We start from the raw sequence: 18501 nt of genomic DNA, 5'->3' as shown, positions 1-18501 counted from the left end.
CTCGTCAGCTAAGGCGCGAGGCGCTCGACGAGCCAGCCGTCCCCGGCGCGGGTGTAGCGGAGCCGGTCGTGGAGGCGGGAGGGGCGGCCCTGCCAGAACTCGACGGCTTGGGGGGTGACGACATACCCGCCCCAGAAGTCGGGGCAAGGGACGGCGCCGGGCCAGCGGCGTTCGAGCTCGGCGTAGCGGTCGTCGAGCTCGGCCCGGTTCGCGACGACGGTGGACTGGCGACTCGCCCAGGCGCCGATCTGGGAGCCGCGGGGGCGGGTCGCGAAGTAGGCCTCGGTCTCCGCGCGGGGGACGCGGGCTGCGGAGCCGTTCACGATCACCTGCCGCCGCAGGCCGTGCCACGGGAACAGCAGCGAGCACCGCGGGTTCGCGTCGAGCTCGCGAGCCTTGCGCGAGGTGTAGTTCGTGAAGAACACGAACCCGCGGGAGTCGACGCTCTTGAGCAGCGTCATCCGCGAGGACGGGCCGGCCGTCGAGACCACCATCGCGTTGGGCTCGGCCAGGCCGGCGTCGACGACCTCGTCGAACCACTTCCGGAACGCGGCGACCGGGTCGGCCGGCAGGTCCGCCGGCTCGAGCCCGGTCTCCATGTACTCGCGGCGCATGGCCGCGAGATCTGACGCTTCGTCAGGCAACCGCGTCGTCAGCCGAGCTGGGTGTGGAGGAAGGAGGTGGCCTCGGCCCAGCAGCGGGCGGCGAGCTCGTCGTCCTTGGTACCGAGGGCGTTCATCGGGTTCATGAACGCGTGACCCGAGCCCGGGTGGACGGTCAGCTCGACGTCCTTGCCGAGGTCGCGCAGCTTCTTCTCCAGGGCCTGCGCGCCCTCGGGGGTGAAGAAGTCGTCGTTCTCCGCCATGTGACCCCGGACCACGGCGGTCAGGCCGGACCAGTCGGGCTCGGAGTCCGGACCCGGGAAGCCGTAGAACGGCACCGCGGCCTTGATCTTGTCGCCGCGGCCGGCGGCGAGCAGGAACGTGAGCATTCCGCCCATGCAGAAACCCAGAACGCCGAGACCGTCGCCGGTGACGGCGTCGTGGCCGGCGAGGAAGTCGACGGCCCCGCTCATGTCCGTCGCGGCGCGGTCCGCCGGCAGGGACTGCATGAGGTGGCCGGCCTTGTCCATCTCGTCGTGGGCCGCGAGCTCACCGTGGTACAGGTCGGGCGCCAGGGCGACGAAGCCCGCGTCGGCGAGCCGCTCGACCATGATCTTCAGCGAGGGGTCGAGCCCCCACCACTCCTGGACGACGACCACTCCAGGGCCGCTGCCGCTCTCGGGAAGAGCCAGGTAGCCACCCGCCGTGCCGCCGTTGCTGGGGAACTCCACCGTCTGCGTCGTGATCGCCATGCGGCCAACCCTATGCACGCCGCGTACCCGCCCGGGAGCCCCGTGGACCAGGAAGGATCGCCGGCCGGCCGAGCCCGGCTGGACCGTCCGGGTGAGGCGTGGGCCACGCCCCGGGCGGACCGGCGGGGTCGCCCACGGGTACAGAATGGGAGGTCACGGCCCCCGTCCGACCTGCTGAAAGGCGGCCCCCATGTCCGACTTCGTCCCCGGCCTCGAAGGTGTCGTCGCGTTCGAGAGCGAGATCGCCGAGCCGGACAAGGAGGGCGGCGCGCTCCGCTACCGCGGCGTCGACATCGAGGACCTGGTCGGCCGGATGACCTTCGGGCACGTCTGGGGCCTGCTGGTCGACAACTCGTTCAACCCGGGCCTGCCCCCGGCCGAGCCGTTCCCGATCCCGATCCACTCGGGCGACATCCGCGTCGACGTCCAGTCGGCGCTGGCGATGCTCGCCCCGGCGTGGGGCCTGCAGCCGCTGCTCGACATCGACGACGCCCAGGCCCGCGACGACCTGGCCCGCGCAGCGGTCATGGCGCTGTCCTACGTCGCGCAGTCCGCCCGCGGCCAGGGCAAGCCGATGGTCCCGCAGCGGGAGATCGACAAGGCCAAGACCGTCGTCGAGCGGTTCATGATCCGCTGGCAGGGCGAGCCCGACCCCCGCCACGTCAAGGCCGTCGACGCCTACTGGACCTCCGCCGCCGAGCACGGCATGAACGCCTCGACGTTCACCGCCCGCGTCATCGCCTCGACCGGCGCGGACGTCGCCGCGGCCCTGTCCGGCGCCGTCGGCGCGATGTCCGGCCCGCTGCACGGCGGCGCCCCCTCGCGCGTGCTGTACATGATCGAGGACATCGAGAAGACCGGCGACGCCACCAAGTACGTCAAGAACATCCTCGACAAGGGCGAGCGCCTGATGGGCTTCGGCCACCGGGTGTACCGCGCCGAGGACCCCCGCGCCCGCGTCCTGCGCCGTACGGCCAAGGAGCTCGGCGCCCCGCGCTACGAGGTCGCCGCCGCGCTGGAGAAGGCGGCGCTGGAGGAGCTGCGCGCCCGCCGTCCCGACCGGGTCCTGGAGACCAACGTCGAGTTCTGGGCCGCGATCGTCCTCGACTTCGCCGAGGTCCCGCCGCACATGTTCACGGCGATGTTCACCTGCGCCCGCACCGCCGGCTGGGCCGCCCACATCCTCGAGCAGAAGCGCACCGGGCGCCTGGTCCGGCCCTCCGCGCGCTACATCGGCCCGTCCACCCGCAAGCCCGAGGACGTCGACGGCTGGTCCGACATCCCGAAGGACCTGCTGCTCGGCTGACCCCCGGCACGGCGCCCCCACCGATACTCCGGCGCGAGCACCGACCGGGGTACGGAACAATGGACGACGGTCGACAGCGGCGCCGGCCCGGTCCCCCAACCTCTCGATCAGAGGACATACGCGCGTGAGCGACATCAAGATCCCCGCTGACCTCCTTCCCGCCGACGGACGCTTCGGCTGCGGTCCGTCCAAGGTCCGGCCCGAGGCCGTGGCCGCCCTGGCCGCCGCCGGGGACTCGATCCTCGGCACCTCGCACCGGCAGAAGCCGGTCAAGAGCCTCGTCGGCCGCGTCCGCTCCGGCATCTCCGACCTGTTCTCCCTCCCCGAGGGCTACGAGGTCGTCCTCGGCAACGGCGGCGCGACCGCGTTCTGGGACATCGCGGCCTTCGGCCTCGTCCGGTCCCGCAGCCAGCACCTGCACTTCGGCGAGTTCTCCTCGAAGTTCGCCTCGGTCTGCAAGGCCGCGCCGTGGCTGGGCGAGCCCAGCGTCATCAAGTCCGAGCCCGGGACGCACCCGCTGCCCGTGGCCGAGGAGGGCATCGACGTCTACGGCCTGACCCACAACGAGACCTCGACCGGCGTCGCGATGCCGATCCTGCGTCCGGCCGGGGCCGACGCCGACGCGCTCGTCCTCGTCGACGCGACCTCGGGCGCCGGCGGTCTGCCCGTCGACATCACCCAGACCGACTGCTACTACTTCGCGCCGCAGAAGTGCTTCGCCTCCGACGGCGGGCTCTGGATCGCGGTCATGTCGCCGGCGGCGCTCGCGCGGGTCACCGAGATCTCCGGCTCGGGCCGCTACATCCCGACCTTCTTCGACCTGCCGACCGCGATCGACAACTCGGTCAAGGACCAGACCTACAACACCCCCGCGCTCGCGACCCTGTTCCTGCTCGCCGAGCAGCTCGACTGGATCAACGGCCAGGGCGGTCTCGGCTGGGCCGTCGACCGGACCACCGCGTCCTCCTCGCACCTGTACGGCTGGGCGGAGAAGTCGGAGTTCGCGACGCCGTTCGTGGCGGACCCGGCCATGCGCTCCGCGGTCGTCGGCACGATCGACTTCGCCGATTCCGTCGACGCCGCCGCGGTCGCCAAGGTCCTGCGCGCCAACGGGATCGTCGACACCGAGCCCTACCGCAAGCTCGGCCGCAACCAGCTCCGCATCGCCATGTTCCCGTCGATCGACCCCGCCGACGTCGAGGCGCTCACCGCCTGCATCGACCACGTCGTCGCGGCGCTCTAGCCAGCTCGAACGTCCGAAGAAGTGGTCGCAATAGCAGCCACTTCTTCGGACGTTCGGCGTTGAGACGCGGAGGGGCGATGCCGCGCGACCGCCTCACCCTGCTGGTCTACGGCCAGCTCGGGCTGTGGGGGTACTTCCTCTTCGGCTTCGGGCCCGTCGTGCCGATGCTGCGGGACGAGCTCGACGTCTCGAACACCGTCGCGAGCCTGCACGCGACGATGATCTCGGTGGGGTCGATCCTCGCCTCGCTGCTGTACCCGCTGCTCGCCCGGCACCTCGGCCGGGGCCGGACGGCGCGGATGGCCATGGCCGGCATCGCGGTCGGCGTCGCGATCCTGTGCTCGGTCGACCTGCTCGCCGTGACCCTGACGGGCGCGTTCGTCGCCGGCGGGTTCGGGTCGCTCCTGGTGACCGGCTCGGCGGTGATCCTGCGCGAGCGGCACGAGGAGAACGCGCCGGCGGCGATCACCGAGGCCAACGCGGTCGCGGCGGCGTTCGGACTGGTCGGACCCGGGTTGATCGCGGCGTCCGCGGCGCTCGACCTCGGCTGGCGGCCGGTGCTGCTCGGGCTGATCCTTCTCGTCGTCGCGCTCGGCCTGACGCTCGGCCGCGAGCCGATCCCCGACGGCGTCGCCTCGACGCGGGGTTCGAAGGGCAAGCTCCCGCGCAACTACTGGGGCGCCTGGCTGGTCGTGGCGATGACGATCGGGGTCGAGGCCTCGATGACCGTCTGGTCCTCGGACCTGCTGCGGGACTCGGCCGGGATGTCCGAGGGCGCCGCGGCGGCCGGGGTCAGCGTGCTGCTCGGCGGGATGTTCGTCGGCCGGGTCGCGGGGGCGAAGATCGCGCGCCGCAAGCCCGAGGGCGCGCTGCTCGGCGCGCTGTCCCTGGCCGGGGTCGGGTTCGCGGTGTTCTGGACGTCCCAGACCCCCGTCCAGGGTCTGCTCGGGCTCGCGGCCATGGGGCTGGGGATGTCGCTGCACTACCCGCTGGCGGTCACCCGGGCCATCGAGGCCGGCGGCGGGCACCCCGACCTCGCCGCGGGCCGCGCCGCGCTCGGGGTCGGCGGGGCGGCCGCGCTCTCGCCGCTGCTGATGGGCGTGATGTCGGACGCCCTCAACGTCCAGGCGGCCTTCGCGCTGGTCCCGCTGCTGCTCGCCGTGGCCGTGACCTCGCTCATCGTCTCGGGCCGACGCCCGGCGGGGGTCGCTACGCTCGACCGCTGAGCCGCCGTCGGGGCGGGACGACGGGCGGAGGGGCGCGCGTGGGACACGGCCACGGCCATGGGCACGGCCACGGCCATGCCTCGGCCCGCGCCGGGGAGCGCCACCGCGGCCGGCTGACGATCGCGTTCGCGCTGGCGCTCGCGTTCCTCGTCGTCGAGGTCGTCGTCGCGCTCGCGACCGACTCGCTCGCCCTGCTCTCCGACGCCGGGCACATGCTCACCGACACCGCCGGGCTCGGCATGGCGCTCGCCGCGATCGCCGCCGCCACCCGCGCCCAGACCGGCAACCGCCGCACGTTCGGGCTCTACCGGCTCGAGGTCCTGGCCGCCCTCGCGAACGCCGTCCTGCTGTTCGGGGTCTCGGCCTACGTCCTGTGGGAGGGGTTGGACCGCCTGTCGGACCCGGTCGAGATCTCCTCCGCCGCGGTCCTCGCCGTCGGGTGCGCGGGCCTGGCCGTCAACCTCGTCGGGTTCTGGCTGCTGCGCGAGGGGGCGAAGGAGAGCCTCAATCTCCGCGGCGCGTACCTGGAGGTCCTCGCCGACGCGGTCGGCTCGGCGGCGGTCATCGTCGCCGCGCTGCTCATCGCGATCACCGGCGAGGACTGGATCGACCCCGCCCTCGCGATCGCCCTCGGCCTGTGGATCCTCCCCCGGACCTACCGGCTCGGGGCCTCCGCGCTGCGGGTGCTCCTCGAGGCCGCGCCCCCGCACATCGACCTCGTCGCCCTGCAGGCCGATCTCGCTGCGCTCCCGGGCGTCGTCGACGTCCACGACCTCCACGTCTGGACGCTGACCTCCGAGATGGAGGTCGCGACCGCCCACCTCGTCGTCGCCGTCGACGCCGACACCCACGCGGTCCTCGACCAGGCCCGCGAGCTCCTCTCCGTCACCCACAAGCTCGAGCACGCCACCCTCCAGGTCGAGCCCGCCGACCACACCGGGTGCGAACAGGTCGGCTGGTGACCCGCATCTTCTGCGGCGCGGCGCGCCCTTCCCGGGCCGGGGATGGGCGCGGCGCGCAGGAGAAGTTGGGTCAGTCCCGACGGGTGGCCAACACGAGAACGAGGAGCCCGAGGCCGAGGGCGGAGAACAGGGCGACCATCTGACCGTCGATGCCGGGGATGCCCTCGTCGTTGACGCGTTTGATGTCGTCGGAGGTGTCCTTCGCCGCGTCCCGGCCGGCCTTCTTCGCGTCGTCGGCGGCCTTTTTGCCCTTGTCCTTGGCGTCCTTCGCGGCGTCCTTCGCGTCCTGGGCGGAGACCGAGGAGTTGGGGAGCTTCTTCACGTCCTCGGGGATCGGGACGCGCCAGACCGTCGAGCCGATTCCCTCGCTGCCGAAGAGCAGGTCCTCGCCGTCGGCGGACTCGGCGACCGACTCCCCCTGCATCTGGATCGGCGGGGTGAACTTCACGACCGACTTCCAGTCCGCGTTCGGGCTGACGATGCGCGCCTCGAAGTAGCCGCGGAGGACGGCGAAGCGGCCGCCGGCGAAGAACGCGCCGTCGGTGACGCCGGCCGGGGCGGAGGCGATCCGCGTGAACGTGTTCACCGCCCCCGCCTTCATCGTCGCGGGCCCCCGGTAGACGGCGGCCTGAGACTCGTTCTCCTTGGAGACGATGTAGAGCCGACCGTTGCGCGGGTCGCAGAGCAGGGCCTCGGCGTCGCGGGCCCGGCCGTCGGCGTAGCGGATGTCGTACTGGGTGAACTCGACGTTGCCGGTCCTCAGGGTGTCCGGCTCCGGAACCCGGTAGAGCCGGTAGGTCTTCCAGGCGTCGATGTTGTCGCCGATGTCGCCGACCCACAGCGTCTCGTCGTTCTCGCAGCGGGTCATCGCCTCCCAGTCCCGGGCCGGGGCGCCGTTCAGGGTGAGCACCGCGACGGTCTCGCCGGACGAGTCGTCGACGGCGAAGAGGTCCGGGCCGGCGTCGGAGTCGTTGTGGGTGTAGACGATCCCGTCGTGCTTGGTGCTGGCGGCCAGCCCGCTGGACTCGGTGATCCGGTCGTCCTGGAACTGGAACATCCGCTCCTGGTCGGCGGCGTCGGCGACGCCCGCGGCGAGGCCGACCATCGTCAGGGCCGCGAGGCCCACGAGCGCGCGCCTCACCACTCACCACCGTGACGGTTCGTCAGTTCGTAGGAGAGCAGGGCAGCCAGCTGCGGTCGTAGCGACCATGCCGACGTCAGCGCCCGGTACTGCTCCACGAGACCAGCATCGGCGGGCGCTCCGGTCCGCACCGCGCGAATCGCCAGATTGCGTGCTGTGTGTTCACTGCTCACGAACTCCACGACGTCGACGCGGTAGCCCAGCAGGCGTAGCAACGTGGCGCGGAGGGAGTCGGTGAGGACGTCCGCCATCCGCTCGCGGAGGATGCCGTGCCTCCCGACGAGCCCGTAGGGCTCGGGCGGGCCGGCGGCGCGGATCGCCGCGGCGGTCTCGTGGTGGCAGCAGGGGGCGGCGATCACCACCGGAGCCTCCCACCGCACGGCCCGCGCGAGCGCGTCGTCGGTGGCCGTGTCGCAGGCATGGAGGGCGAGGACGACGTCACCGGGCGGGACGTCGGCGTCGGCGATCGTGCCCGCGACGAACTCGACGCCCGTCGCGCCGAGGCGCTCGGCGATCGCGATGTTCCGGGCCCGGGCCGCGTCGCGCAGGTCGACGCCGGTCAGCGTCGCCTTGCCCCGGCCGGACAGGAACCGGTGCGCCGCGAACGAGAGGTAGGCGTTGCCGCACCCGAGGTCGACGACGTGGAGCGGGTCGCGCCCGGCGACGGCGTCCAGGGTCGGCTCGAGGAGCCGGAGGAAGGCGTCGACCTGCCGGCGCTTGGCCGCGTCCGCGCCGAGGACGTCGAACAGCGGGTCGCCGGGATCGATCAGCCGGGGCTTCTCGCGGTCGTGCTTCGCGGCCGGGGTCGTCACCGGCACCGCGGCCGCGCTCGCTCGGTGGACCTGGGCCTGACCCTTCTTGGTGACGCGCAGCTGCACCGTCCGGCCGGCGGCCTCGACGTGCCAGTTGCCGTAGGGCTCGGCGAGGAGGGCGTCGACCCCGTCGGCGGCCTCGGTGGGGTAGGCGAGGTTCGTCGTGTGCGCCGCTCGCTCGTCATAGCAGACCCGCTGGAGGCGGCGACCGCCCTTGAGGTCGACCGGACGGAGCTCCGCGCGGCGCCACTGCGGGCGGGGCGCGCCGTGGCGCCGGCCGGCCGCGACGGCGCGGCGCAGGTCGGCGTCCAGCAGCAGCGCACGCACCTCGGCGAGGGCGTCGGCGAGCGGCTCGGGCATGGGCTCAGTCTCCTGGATGGCGATCCGGGTGGCGGGACGCATACTCAGTATGCATACTCAGTATCCATGAGCATCCGGAACGGCCTTCTCGCTCTCCTGGAGGGTGGCCCGAAGTACGGCTACCAGCTCCGGGTCGAGTTCGAGGCCGCGACGGGAGCGACCTGGCCGCTGAACGTCGGGCAGGTCTACACGACGCTGAACCGACTCGACCGGGACGGCCTCGTCGAGCCCGCCGGCACCGCCGACGAGTCCGGCAAGGTCGTCTACCGGATCACCGAGGCCGGGCGCGCCGAGCTCGCGGCCTGGTTCGACGAGCCCATCGAGCACGACGCCCGACCCCGGGACGAACTCGTCATCAAGGTCGCGATGGCCGTTGCGACCCCGACCGTCGACGCCCTCGCGGTGATCGACGCCCAGCGAACCGCTGCCCACCGTGCGATCCGGGCCGCCACCCGGCGCAAGGCGAGTGGCGACCTCGCGGCCGAACTCGTGGCCGAGGCCGCGATCTTCGCCGCCGAGGCCGAGATCCGCTGGCTCGACCACTGCGAGCAGGTGCTGCTCACCCGACCCGCCAACCCTGATCTGACCCGGAGCGTGACATGACACCCGTCCTCGAACTTCGCGGCGTGAGCCGCGTGCACGGCAGCGGCCCGACCGCGGTGCACGCCCTGCGCGAGGTCGACCTCGCGGTCGAGGCCGGCGAACTCGTCGCCGTCATGGGGCCGTCGGGCTCCGGCAAGTCGACGCTGCTCAACGTCGCCGGCGGGCTCGACGCCGCCACGTCCGGCGACGTCATCGTCGAGGGGACGACGATGCGCGGGCAGCCCGCCGCCGCGCTGGCCGCCCTGCGCCGCCGCGCGATCGGGTACGTCTTCCAGGACCTGAACCTGATCCCGGCGCTGACCGCGGCCGAGAACGTCGCGCTGCCCCGCGAGCTGGACGGGATCCGTTCGAGGGCTGCGCTGGCCGAGGCGGTCGCGGCGCTCGCCGAGGTCGACCTCACCGGATACGCGAACTCGTTCCCGGACCAGATGTCCGGCGGTCAGCGCCAGCGCGTGGCGATCGCCCGCGCCCTGATCGGGCCGCGTCGGCTCGTGCTCGCGGACGAGCCGACCGGCGCGCTGGACTCCGTCACCGGCGAGGCGATCCTCAAGCTGCTGCGCGCCCGCTGCGACGCCGGCGCGGCCGGGATCGTCGTCACCCACGACGCGCGGATGGCCGGTTGGGCCGACCGCATCGTGACCCTGCGCGACGGCGCTCTGGTCAGCGACGGCACCGGCGTCCCGCGCTCGCGCTCCACCCTGCGGACCTCGTCGTGACCGCCTGGCGCGCCGCGCTCCGGCTCGCTCGCCGGGACGCGCTGCGGCACAAGTGGCGCTCGTTGCTCATCGTCGTCCTGATCCTCGCCCCGGTCGCCGCCGCGACCGGCGTCGACGTCCTCTACCGGACCCAGACCTCGCCGGCGCTGGAGCGGGAACGGGCTTTCGGCGGGGCGGACGCGGTCCTCTACCCGAACTACACCCAAGACAGCACTGGCGTTGCCACAACAGGTCTGACGCAGGATCAGGTCGAACGCGCCCTACCTGCGGGCAGCCGAGTGGTCTTCGAGCAGACCAAGGGCGAAGCGATTTTCGCCGCACCGGGACACCTCGCGGAGGCCTCGTACCTGATCACGAATCACCTCGGTGACCCGCTGACCCGGGCCAACGCACACCTGAAGTCCGGCCGCGCACCCAAAACGGGCGAGGTGGCGATCAGTCCCAAGCTCGCTGACAAGCTCGGACTGGCCGGCGACGGCATCGGAGCGACGATCTCACTGCGCGACGGGGCATCGGCGAAGGTCTCCGGCATCGCGCGGGACCCGTTCTGCCTGAGTTGCGCCCTGGTCGTCGTCCCCGGCAACTCGGACCTGGCGAGAGACCTCAACGCCGACGCCGGCAACGTCGACGGCGCGTACTACATCGACCTGCCGAAGCAGTTCGAGAACGCGTCGATCGAGCAGCTGCGGGACCTGCGCGAGCTCGACCTGTACGTCCAGCTGCGGAGCCAGTCCTCGTCGTACGAGATCGGTCTCGGCGACCTCAGCCGGGCGAGCGGCGAGGACCTCAAGGCGGCCGCGCTGGTGACGCTGGTCGCGGGTCTGGGCCTGCTCGAGGTGGTGCTCCTGGCCGGGACCGCCTTTGCCGTCGGCGCGCGGCGCCAGACCCGCGACCTCGGGATGATCGCCGCCCAGGGCGGGTCGCCCGGCGACCTGCGCCGGGTCGTGCTCGCGCAGGGCCTGCTGCTCGGGCTCGTCGGCGCGGTCGCCGGTGTGGCCGCGGGCATCGGGGGCGTGGTCGCTGCGCGACCGCTGCTCGAGCGCATCAACAACGAGGTGATGATCGGCATCCACTTCGGCTGGACCGAACTGCTCGTCGTCGCGCTGGTCGGGGTCGGGTCGGGCCTCGCGGCCGCGATGTTCCCCGCGATCACCGCGGGCCGGCGCCGGATCGTCGACGCCCTGGCCGCGCGCTTCCCCGTCCCGACCGCGCGGTCGCGCTGGGCGCCGCTGTTCGGCGGGGTTCTCATCGCCGGCGGCGTGACGCTGAGCCTGATCGCGTCCTCGCTGATGTCGAGCGGTCCGTCGCAGTGGTTCGAGTACGGGCCATCGGACCGGCTCTCGGAGTTCACCGGCAGTTCCGAGGGCCGTCTGGACGACACCACCGGTTCGATCGCGATCCTCGTCGGCGTCTTCGTGGTCGTCGCGGGTCTGCTGTTGCTCGCGCCCGCGCTGCTCGCGGCGCTGGCGAAGCTGGCCGGACGGCTGCCCGTCACGCTGCGCCTCGCCACCCGCGACGCCGCGCGGCACCGGCACCGCACCGGGCCGGCGACCGCCGCAATCGCGGTGGCCGTCGGCGGTGCGGTCGCGATCTCGTGCCTGATCGCCTCCGACCGCGAGGGCACGGAGCGTTTTGAGGCCGACGCTGTCCCCGACCGCGTCATCGCGCTCGACGACCAGAGCGCCGTCGATCGAGCTCAGCTCGCGCAGGCGACCGCCGCCGTGCAGCAGGTGATCCCGGGCGCGACCGTTCTCCCGATCGAGCTGGCGGCCTCCCCGCCGGACGCCTCGGCGGTGGACAACTACTTCTCGCCGCTGCAGGTGGTGAACCCCGAGGGCGGCACCTGGGCGATTGTGGGCATCGGCAACCCCGACGTCGTGGCGCTCGCCTCCGGCCGGGTCGCCGGCGCCGACGTCGCGAAGGACGCGCTCGACGACGGTAAGGCCGTGGTGTTCGACCGGGACCTCGTCGAGACCGACGGCCGGATCGCGATCCAGGGCACCGACGCCGACGGCGAGGAGCGCACCGTTCGCCTCGCGGCCGTCGTCCTGCCCCGCGACCAGGCCTACACCCAACTACCGGGGGCCTTTGTGCCCCGCTCCTTCGCCGAGTCGCAGGGCTGGGAGATCGAGCAGAGCATGACGCTGCTGTCCTACCCCGCGGAGTCGCGGGAGCAGGCGGGCGCCGCGATCGCCGCAGCCGAGGCGCTCGGCATTCCCGTCATCAGCTCGAACGAGGAGAAGGACTACACCCGGATGATCCGGGTCGGCCTGACCGCGGCGGCGGCGCTGATCGCGCTGCTCGGGGTCGCGATGTGCGTCGCGCTCTCGGCGGCGGAGGGCCGGCCGGACCTGGCGACGCTCTCCGCGATCGGGGCTCCCCCGAGCCGCCGGCGCCGGCTCGCCGGGGCGCAGGCCCTGGTCCTCGCGGTCCTCGGCGTCGCCCTGGGCCTCGGGTTCGGGTTCTACTTCGCCCACGCCGCCCGACCGGCCACCGGGGCGAGCGAGACGATCGTCCCCTGGGGCGACCTGCTGCTCACCGTCGCCGCGGTCCCCCTCCTCGCGGTCCTGGTCGCGATGCTCGGCTCGGTCGGCCGGGTCCCCCTCACCCGCCGCGCCGACTGACCCCCACTGGAGATGACATCTCCAGTGCAGGCTCAGCCGGAGAAGTAGTCGACGACGGTCGAGGCGACGACCGAGAGGACGAGCACGACGAGGACCGCCGTCACCAGCGTCCGCGCACGTCCAGGCCCACCCACGCCGGGCAACGCTACGCAGGCCCGCGGCGGCGCCGCGGCCAGGTGGCGATCGGGACGTGCGCGGCGCTGCCGCCGGGGCCCTGGCCGAGGCGGCTGGACATGAGGTGGACGGCGTCGACGTCCCAGCTCGGGCCGACGACCTGGGCCAGTTCACCGGCGGCGTGGCGCAGGTCGGCGGAGGCCTTCCCTGCCCGGGCGAGGGTGAGGTGCGGGCGGTAGGGCCGGTCGTCGAGCTCGACCGCGACGCCGCGGGCGGCGGCGGTCACGGCCTCGGCGAGGGTCCGCAGGGCGTGGACGTCCCCCGCGAGCCCGACCCAGAGCACGTTCGTCCCGAAGCAGCCGCCGCCGGCGAGGCGGAGGGTCATCGGGGCGTCGGACATGACGGCGTCGAGGGCCGCGGTCAGGGCGGGCACCGTGTCGTCGGCGACCTCGCCGAGGAACGCGAGCGTCAGGTGCCACTGCTCGGGCCGGGTCCAGCGCAGGCCGTGGGGCGCGATCGCCCGCACCCGGCCGAGCTCGGCGTCCAGCGCCGCGAGGGCCTCCGCCGGCGGCTGCACGCTGACGAACAGCCTCACGGCGTCTCCGCCACGGACTTCGTCCTCGCGGAGCCGCGTTCAGTGCTCACGGTGAGCTCCTGCGCTCGCTCACGGCACAGGCTCGCTCACCGGGTACTCCAGGCTCAGACGCGGACGGGGGAAGACGCTGGCGCGGACGGTGATCTGCGCGCGCCGGGCCAGGTACGAGCCCGCCAGCGCGGCGGAGGCGGCCGTGACGAGCCCACCCACGACGAGCGACCAGCGTGGACCGTACTCCTCGGCCAGCCAGCCGACGACGGGCGCACCGACGGGCGTCCCGCCGAACAGGACCGTGATGTACAGCGCCATCACGCGGCCTCGCATCGCGGGCGCGACCGAGAGCTGCATGACCGAGTTCGCGGCGGTGGTCGTCAGCAGCGCCGCCACGCCGACGGCGGGAAGTGACGCCGCGTAAAGCCCGTAGTTCGGCATCACGCCCGACACGATCTCGAGCAGTCCGAAGGCGAGCGCGCCCCCGATCACGAGCCGGACGCGGACCTCCGAGCGCCGGGCGCCGAGCAGCGCGCCCGTCAGCGATCCGACGGCGATCGCGGACCCGAGCAGACCGAACTCTCCCGCGCCCTTGTCGAACTCAGCCGTGGCCATCAGAGCGTTCGTGATCTGGAAGTTCAGGCCGAACGTGCCGAGGCAGAAGACGACGAACAGGACGGCCATCAGGTCCGGCCGGCCGCGGACGTAGCGGATGCCCTCGCGCAACTGGCCCCGGCCACGGGGGGCGAGTTCGCTGCGCTGCAGCTCGGCGACCCGCATGCGGTGCAGCGCGATCACCGGGGCGAGATAGGTCAGCGCGTTGATCAGGAAGACCCAGCCGGTGTCGCCGTCGAACGCCTCGATCAGGAGGCCGGCGACCGCCGGGCCGACGATCCGGCCCCCGTTGAACGACGCGGAGTTCAGGCCGACGGCGTTGGGAAGGTCCTCGCGCCCGACCATCTCGACGACGAACGCCTGCCGGGTCGGGGTGTCGAGCGCCGCGACCACGCCCAGCCCCGCGGCGAGGACGTACACGTGCCAGACCGCCGCGAGGTCGGTGAGCACGAGCGCGCCGAGGATCAGCGCGAGCAGCCCCATCACCGTGTTCGTGACGAACAGCAGCCGGCGCTTGTCGTAGCGGTCGGCGAGGACGCCGCCGAGCGAGGACAGCAGGACGATCGGCCCGAACTGCAGCGCCGTCGTGATGCCGAGCGTCACCGCGCTGCCGCTCGAGAGCTGCAGCACCAGCCAGTCCTGCGCCACCCGCTGCATCCAGGAGCCCGTGTTGGACACGGCCATCCCGGTGAAGTACCGGCGGTAGTTGGGGACGGAGAGGCTCTTGAAGGTCGGGCTCACGGCGCGATCAGCTTCTCCAGGACGGGAGTCGCCGCCCGCAGGGCCGCGACCTCGGCGGAGCTGAGCTCAGCCATCCGGCTCGCGAGCCACTCCTCCCGCGCGCGCCGGTCCGCGACCAGCATCGCGTGGGCGGCCGAGGTCACCTCGACGACCTTCTGCCGCCCGTCGGTCGGGTGCGGAGTGCTCACCACGAGACCCTTCTCCTCCAGCACCCCGAGCACACGCGTCATCGACGGGGGCTGGACCTTCTCGTGGTCGGCGAGCTGCCCCGGCGTGATCGGGCCGTGCTTGTCCAGCGCCGCGAGCGCCGAGAGCTGGCTCGGCGTCAGGGACAGGTCGGAGCGCTGGTTCCGCAACCGGCGGGCGAGGCGCGTGACCGCCATCCGCACGCCGTGGGCCAGTTCGAGGTCGGCAGCGGAGAGCGTCGTCATGCGAGGATCGTAACTCATTACTTAGGCTAACGAAATTCTTTTCGCGCCATTCCCACCCGCGGGGCTCAACTTCTCCTGCCTGGCGCGCCCATCCCAGGGTCGGGATACCCGCGGCGCGCAGGAGATGACGCGGACCCAGCTCAACTTCTCCGGCGCGGCGCGCCCTTCCCGGGATCGGGATAGGCGCGGCGCGCAGGAGAAGACGCGCCGCCGGCCCCCGGCTCAGGCGGAGGCGGCGCCGCCGACGGGCTTGATTCCGAGGTCGGCGTAGGTGAGGAGCGGGGAGTAGGGGATCCCACGGTCGGCGAACTTGATCCGGCCGACGTCGCCGCGGTCGACGAGGGTGACGGCGAGGACGACCTCCGCGCCGAGCTCGGTCACGACGTCGAGGGACTGGAGGATCGAGCCCGCGGTGGTGACGACGTCGTCGACGAGCAGGACGCGGACACCCGGGCCGAGCTCGGCGCCCTCGACGCGCTTCTGGGCGCCGTGGTCCTTCTGCTGCTTACGGACGACGAACCAGTCCTTGCCGGTGAGCATCGCGATCCCGTACGCGTAGCAGTCGGCGCCGAGGGTGAGCCCGCCGACGGCGTCGAACTCCACCCCCCGCTCGGCGACCATCTCGACGATCGCCTCGCACGCGGTCTTGAGCCGGTCACCGGAGGCGAGGGCCTTCTTGCCGTTCATGTAGTCGTGGGACAGCTCACCCGAGGCGAGGCGGAACGGCTCCTCGCGATGCACCAGGCCGTAGGTCTTGACGATGTCGATGGTGCGTTCGCGCAGGTCAGACACGGTGTCGGCTCCGGGGCGTGGGGATCGGATCGGCCCTCATCGTGTCACGGCGCCCCTGGTTAGGCTGACGGCCATGGCAGGCAGACGGGCACGGGCCGCGAAGCCGGCTCGGCGTCCGGACCCCGAGCCGCTGGAGGTCGACGAGTCGCTCGTCGTCGCCCTCGGGACCGCGGCCTGGTTCGTCGCCTGGGCCGTCCTGCTCGTCTTCCACGGCCGCCTCGAGGACAACGGCAACGAGTGGTACCTGTGGACCGCCGCCGCCGGGTTCGGCCTCGGCTGCTGGGGCTGGTGGCTCACCCGTCGCCGCGTCGAGGCCCGCCGCGCGAGCCGGCGCCGCCGGGCGGCCGACCCGACCGCGTAGCGGCTATTCCGGGTCGGGCTCGGTGACGACCTCGACGACGACCTCGTCCGTCTCGTCCTGCGGACCGCCCCGCTCGACCAGGTCGTACTCGACGTGGTCGAGGACCGGCGGGGGCCGCTCGCCGAGGGAGGCCGCGGTGGCGACGATCTCGGAGTGGGCGCCGCAGCCGTGGTCGTAGGAGACGACGCGGCCGTCGTCGGGGGCCTGCTCGTTGGCGCAGACGCCGAAGACGCGGGCGATCGAACCCGCGAGCGGGAGCAGGAAGCCGCAGGTCGCGCACTGCGCTGGCGCGGCGGCGGCGAGGGGAGCCTCGGGGCCGCGGTCGCCGGAGTACCAGCGGTCGACGGTGTCCGCGCGGCCGACGGGCGAGAGCACGCGCGCCCGGCCGAGGCCGAGCTCGTCGGCGACGGACGCGACCGTGTCGGCGTACGCGCCGCCGTCGGCCGGGTCGTAGGGGGCGTCGGTCTCGCCGGTCCAGCCGGGGACGAGGCGATCGTCGTTCTCCGGCGGCGGAAGGATGTCGCCCGGGCCGAGGTCGGAGGGCTGGAAACGCTCGGCCCACGGCACCCACGGCGGCGCGAGGACGGCCGTCTCGCCGGGCAGCAGCACGACCTCGGAGACCGTCACCTCCTTGGCGCGCGACGCGCGGACGACCGTGACGGCCCAGTGCCACCCCACGTAGGCGGGGTTGGTGGTCGCGAAACGGTGGGTGACGAGGCGCTCGTCCTCGCTGTCGAAGCCGAGGTGGTCACCGATCTCCCCCGGTGCCGCCTCGGCGGCCGCCGCCCGCGCGAGATCGACCGCCTCGACGCACGCAGGGTCGGGTCCGGTGGATCGGCGGGATCGGGTCGTGGCGGTCACCCGTGAATTCAACCTCATGCCGCGCCGCGCGGGCGTCCGGTGTCACGGTTGTCGGAGTTGCGGCCCGGGGCAGGATAGGGCCGTGAGCCCCGGAGACCCGCCCCCGCCGTACGGGGCACCCCCGCCCCCGTACGGGTCCGAGGCCGGCCCGGGGCCGACCCCCTCGAACACCGGACCGAACGGGGGGCCGCCCCCGCCGACCGACGAGATGGGCCTGTTCGCGGCCTGGCGGCTCGCGGCGCGCAGCACCGCTCGGGCCAGCGCGAAGACCGCAGGCGCCACGCGTCGCACGGTCCGGCGCGCGACGAACGCGCAGGGTGCGGGCGAGTCCGGGATGGCGAAACTGACCGAGCTGAGCGGCCTCAACGCCGCCGGCGACATCCTGGTCACGATCGCGCTGGCCGGGACGCTGTTCTTCAACCCCAGCGACGCCGACCAGGCGCGTGGGCGCGTCGCCCTGTTCCTGCTGATCACGATGGTGCCGTTCGCGCTGCTGGCTCCGCTGATCGGCCCGCTGCTCGACAAGTTCCGCTCCGGGCGCCGCTGGGCCCTCGCGACGACGTTCCTCACCCGCGCGGTCCTCGCGTGGACGATCGCCGGCGGCGTCCAGGACGCCGACCTGTTCATCTACGCCGGCGCGTTCGGCTGTCTCATGGCGTCGAAGGCCTACGTCCTGATCAAGGCCGCCGGCGTGCCCCGGCTGCTGCCCCCGGGCATCCCGCTCGTCCGTGCGAACTCCTGGACGAACATGGCCGGCCTGGCCGCCGCGACGGTCGCGACCGCCGCGGTCGCGCCGATCCAGAGCGTCGCCGGCCCGGAGTGGACGCTGCGGATCGCGACCGTCCTGTTCGCGATCGGCGTCGTGCTCTCCCTGCGCCTGCCCGCGCGCATCGACTCCGACGCGGCCGACTCCCCCGCCTCGTTCGAGGCCCGCTCCGGACTCGGCAAGGGCCGGTACGTCGGGGCGGCGGTCGACACGGGCGTCCGCGCCAACGCCGCGTTCCGCGGGCTGTCCGGCTTCCTGACGCTGTACCTGGCGTTCCTGCTCCGGGAACATCCGATCGGCGACATGAACGGCAACGTCCAGCTCGGCCTGGTGATCGGCGCGGCCGGCGTCGGCAGCGCGGCCGGGACCGCCGTCGGCAGCGCGATCAAGACCCGCGGCCCGGAGATCGTCATCGTCGCGCTGCTCGTCGCCGACGTGGCCGCGATCTTCGCCGCCGCGATCTGGTACGGCATCACGATCGTGCTCGCGGCCGGCTTCGTCGTCGGCTTCGCCCAGACCCTCGGCAAGCTGTCGCTGGACTCGATGATCCAGCGGGACGTCGAGGAGGCCGTCCAGAGCTCCGCCTTCGCCCGCAGCGAGACGCGCCTGCAGCTCGCCTGGGTCATCGGCGGCGCGATCGGCATCGCGCTGCCGCTGCGCGGCGGGCTCGCGTTCGCCGTCGCGGGGATCGCCATCGTCGGCCTGACGCTGGAGATGCTCCGCCACGGCAAGGTCAGCCGCGACCAGGTGAAGGCCCGCAAGCAGGGCCCGCCCGCGCCCGCCCCGCCGCGCGCGGACGCAAACCCACCGACGACCCCGCCGACGGAGCCCCGGCCGCGCGACTTCCCGCCGACCCGGTACCGGGGCGACGACAGCTACTGAGCTCG

General features: G+C 73.1%; 18 protein-coding genes. 9 read left to right on the top strand and 9 right to left on the bottom strand.

What is annotated here, in order from left to right; translation table 11 throughout:
* Positions 1-8: 8 nt before the first annotated feature.
* Positions 9-644: a pyridoxamine 5'-phosphate oxidase gene (gene pdxH / locus SPOPO_RS0111400; RefSeq protein WP_028984701.1), complete on the bottom strand. Its 636-nt coding sequence runs from the start codon at positions 642-644 to the stop codon at positions 9-11.
* Between the two features lie 8 nt (positions 645-652).
* Positions 653-1354 carry a dienelactone hydrolase family protein gene (locus SPOPO_RS0111395; protein WP_019874906.1) on the bottom strand — a complete coding sequence of 234 codons (702 nt, stop codon included), beginning with the start codon at positions 1352-1354 and terminating at the stop codon, positions 653-655.
* 190 nt (positions 1355-1544) lie between these two features.
* Between SPOPO_RS0111395 and SPOPO_RS0111390 the strand changes: the two genes are divergently transcribed.
* From SPOPO_RS0111390 to SPOPO_RS0111375, 4 genes are all read left to right on the top strand, one after another.
* Positions 1545-2660 carry a citrate synthase 2 gene (locus SPOPO_RS0111390; protein WP_019874905.1) on the top strand — a complete coding sequence of 372 codons (1116 nt, stop codon included), beginning with the start codon at positions 1545-1547 and terminating at the stop codon, positions 2658-2660.
* A 124-nt stretch (positions 2661-2784) separates the two neighbouring features.
* Positions 2785-3903: a phosphoserine transaminase gene (gene serC, locus SPOPO_RS0111385; RefSeq protein ID WP_019874904.1), complete on the top strand. Its 1119-nt coding sequence runs from the start codon at positions 2785-2787 to the stop codon at positions 3901-3903.
* Positions 3904-3980: 77 nt separating this feature from the next.
* Positions 3981-5129 (top strand): MFS transporter, encoded by a 1149-nt coding sequence (locus SPOPO_RS29090; protein WP_019874903.1) that lies wholly within the window; start codon positions 3981-3983, stop codon positions 5127-5129.
* A 38-nt stretch (positions 5130-5167) separates the two neighbouring features.
* Entirely contained in the window at positions 5168-6091 is a 924-nt protein-coding gene (locus SPOPO_RS0111375; protein ID WP_019874902.1) for a cation diffusion facilitator family transporter, read from the top strand.
* Between the two features lie 70 nt (positions 6092-6161).
* Here SPOPO_RS0111375 and SPOPO_RS29085 read toward each other — a convergent pair whose 3' ends face one another.
* Both SPOPO_RS29085 and SPOPO_RS29080 read right to left on the bottom strand, forming a co-directional pair.
* Positions 6162-7232: a hypothetical protein gene (locus SPOPO_RS29085; protein ID WP_156869809.1), complete on the bottom strand. Its 1071-nt coding sequence runs from the start codon at positions 7230-7232 to the stop codon at positions 6162-6164.
* Complete coding sequence (locus tag SPOPO_RS29080) at positions 7229-8404, bottom strand: SAM-dependent methyltransferase (protein ID WP_019874900.1); 1176 nt, start codon at positions 8402-8404, stop codon at positions 7229-7231. Before SPOPO_RS29080 ends, SPOPO_RS29085 begins: the two co-directional genes overlap by 4 nt.
* A gap of 66 nt (positions 8405-8470) precedes the next feature.
* Between SPOPO_RS29080 and SPOPO_RS29075 the strand changes: the two genes are divergently transcribed.
* The 3 genes from SPOPO_RS29075 to SPOPO_RS0111350 are packed head-to-tail and all read left to right on the top strand — an operon-like array spanning position 8471 to position 12347.
* Positions 8471-9007, top strand: a complete 537-nt coding sequence (locus SPOPO_RS29075; protein WP_051098550.1) for a PadR family transcriptional regulator — start codon at positions 8471-8473, stop codon at positions 9005-9007.
* Positions 9004-9723 (top strand): ABC transporter ATP-binding protein, encoded by a 720-nt coding sequence (locus SPOPO_RS0111355; protein WP_019874898.1) that lies wholly within the window; start codon positions 9004-9006, stop codon positions 9721-9723. The genes SPOPO_RS29075 and SPOPO_RS0111355 overlap by 4 nt, the downstream gene beginning before the upstream one ends.
* Positions 9720-12347, top strand: a complete 2628-nt coding sequence (locus tag SPOPO_RS0111350) for an ABC transporter permease (protein WP_019874897.1) — start codon at positions 9720-9722, stop codon at positions 12345-12347. The genes SPOPO_RS0111355 and SPOPO_RS0111350 overlap by 4 nt, the downstream gene beginning before the upstream one ends.
* Positions 12348-12492: 145 nt before the next feature.
* Here the strand turns inward: SPOPO_RS0111350 and thpR are convergent, their stop codons facing one another.
* From thpR to SPOPO_RS0111325, 4 genes are all read right to left on the bottom strand, one after another.
* Positions 12493-13056: an RNA 2',3'-cyclic phosphodiesterase gene (gene thpR / locus SPOPO_RS29070; protein ID WP_019874895.1), complete on the bottom strand. Its 564-nt coding sequence runs from the start codon at positions 13054-13056 to the stop codon at positions 12493-12495.
* 69 nt (positions 13057-13125) lie between these two features.
* Complete coding sequence (locus SPOPO_RS0111335; RefSeq protein ID WP_019874894.1) at positions 13126-14403, bottom strand: MFS transporter; 1278 nt, start codon at positions 14401-14403, stop codon at positions 13126-13128.
* A complete protein-coding gene (locus SPOPO_RS0111330) occupies positions 14400-14834 on the bottom strand; it encodes a MarR family winged helix-turn-helix transcriptional regulator (protein WP_019874893.1) in 435 nt (144 codons plus the stop codon). Before SPOPO_RS0111330 ends, SPOPO_RS0111335 begins: the two co-directional genes overlap by 4 nt.
* 222 nt (positions 14835-15056) lie before the next feature.
* Complete coding sequence (locus SPOPO_RS0111325) at positions 15057-15626, bottom strand: phosphoribosyltransferase family protein (protein ID WP_019874892.1); 570 nt, start codon at positions 15624-15626, stop codon at positions 15057-15059.
* A gap of 73 nt (positions 15627-15699) precedes the next feature.
* On the opposite strand from SPOPO_RS0111325, the gene SPOPO_RS29065 reads away from it, so the two are divergent.
* Entirely contained in the window at positions 15700-15987 is a 288-nt protein-coding gene (locus SPOPO_RS29065) for a DUF2530 domain-containing protein (protein WP_019874891.1), read from the top strand.
* Between the two features lie 3 nt (positions 15988-15990).
* On the opposite strand, the gene SPOPO_RS29060 is transcribed toward SPOPO_RS29065, so the two are convergent.
* The gene (locus tag SPOPO_RS29060; protein ID WP_019874890.1) at positions 15991-16848 is read right to left on the bottom strand and encodes a DUF3027 domain-containing protein; all 858 of its coding nucleotides are present in this window, start codon (positions 16846-16848) and stop codon (positions 15991-15993) included.
* An 82-nt stretch (positions 16849-16930) separates the two neighbouring features.
* Between SPOPO_RS29060 and SPOPO_RS29055 the strand changes: the two genes are divergently transcribed.
* Positions 16931-18496 carry an MFS transporter gene (locus tag SPOPO_RS29055; RefSeq protein WP_156869805.1) on the top strand — a complete coding sequence of 522 codons (1566 nt, stop codon included), beginning with the start codon at positions 16931-16933 and terminating at the stop codon, positions 18494-18496.
* Positions 18497-18501 lie beyond the last annotated feature (5 nt).

The sequence above is a fragment of the Sporichthya polymorpha DSM 43042 genome (assembly GCF_000384115.1).
Lineage (GTDB): Bacteria > Actinomycetota > Actinomycetes > Sporichthyales > Sporichthyaceae > Sporichthya > Sporichthya polymorpha.
The sequence above is the reverse complement of the archived record's forward strand: the minus strand, read 5'-3'. Positions and strand labels throughout refer to the sequence as shown.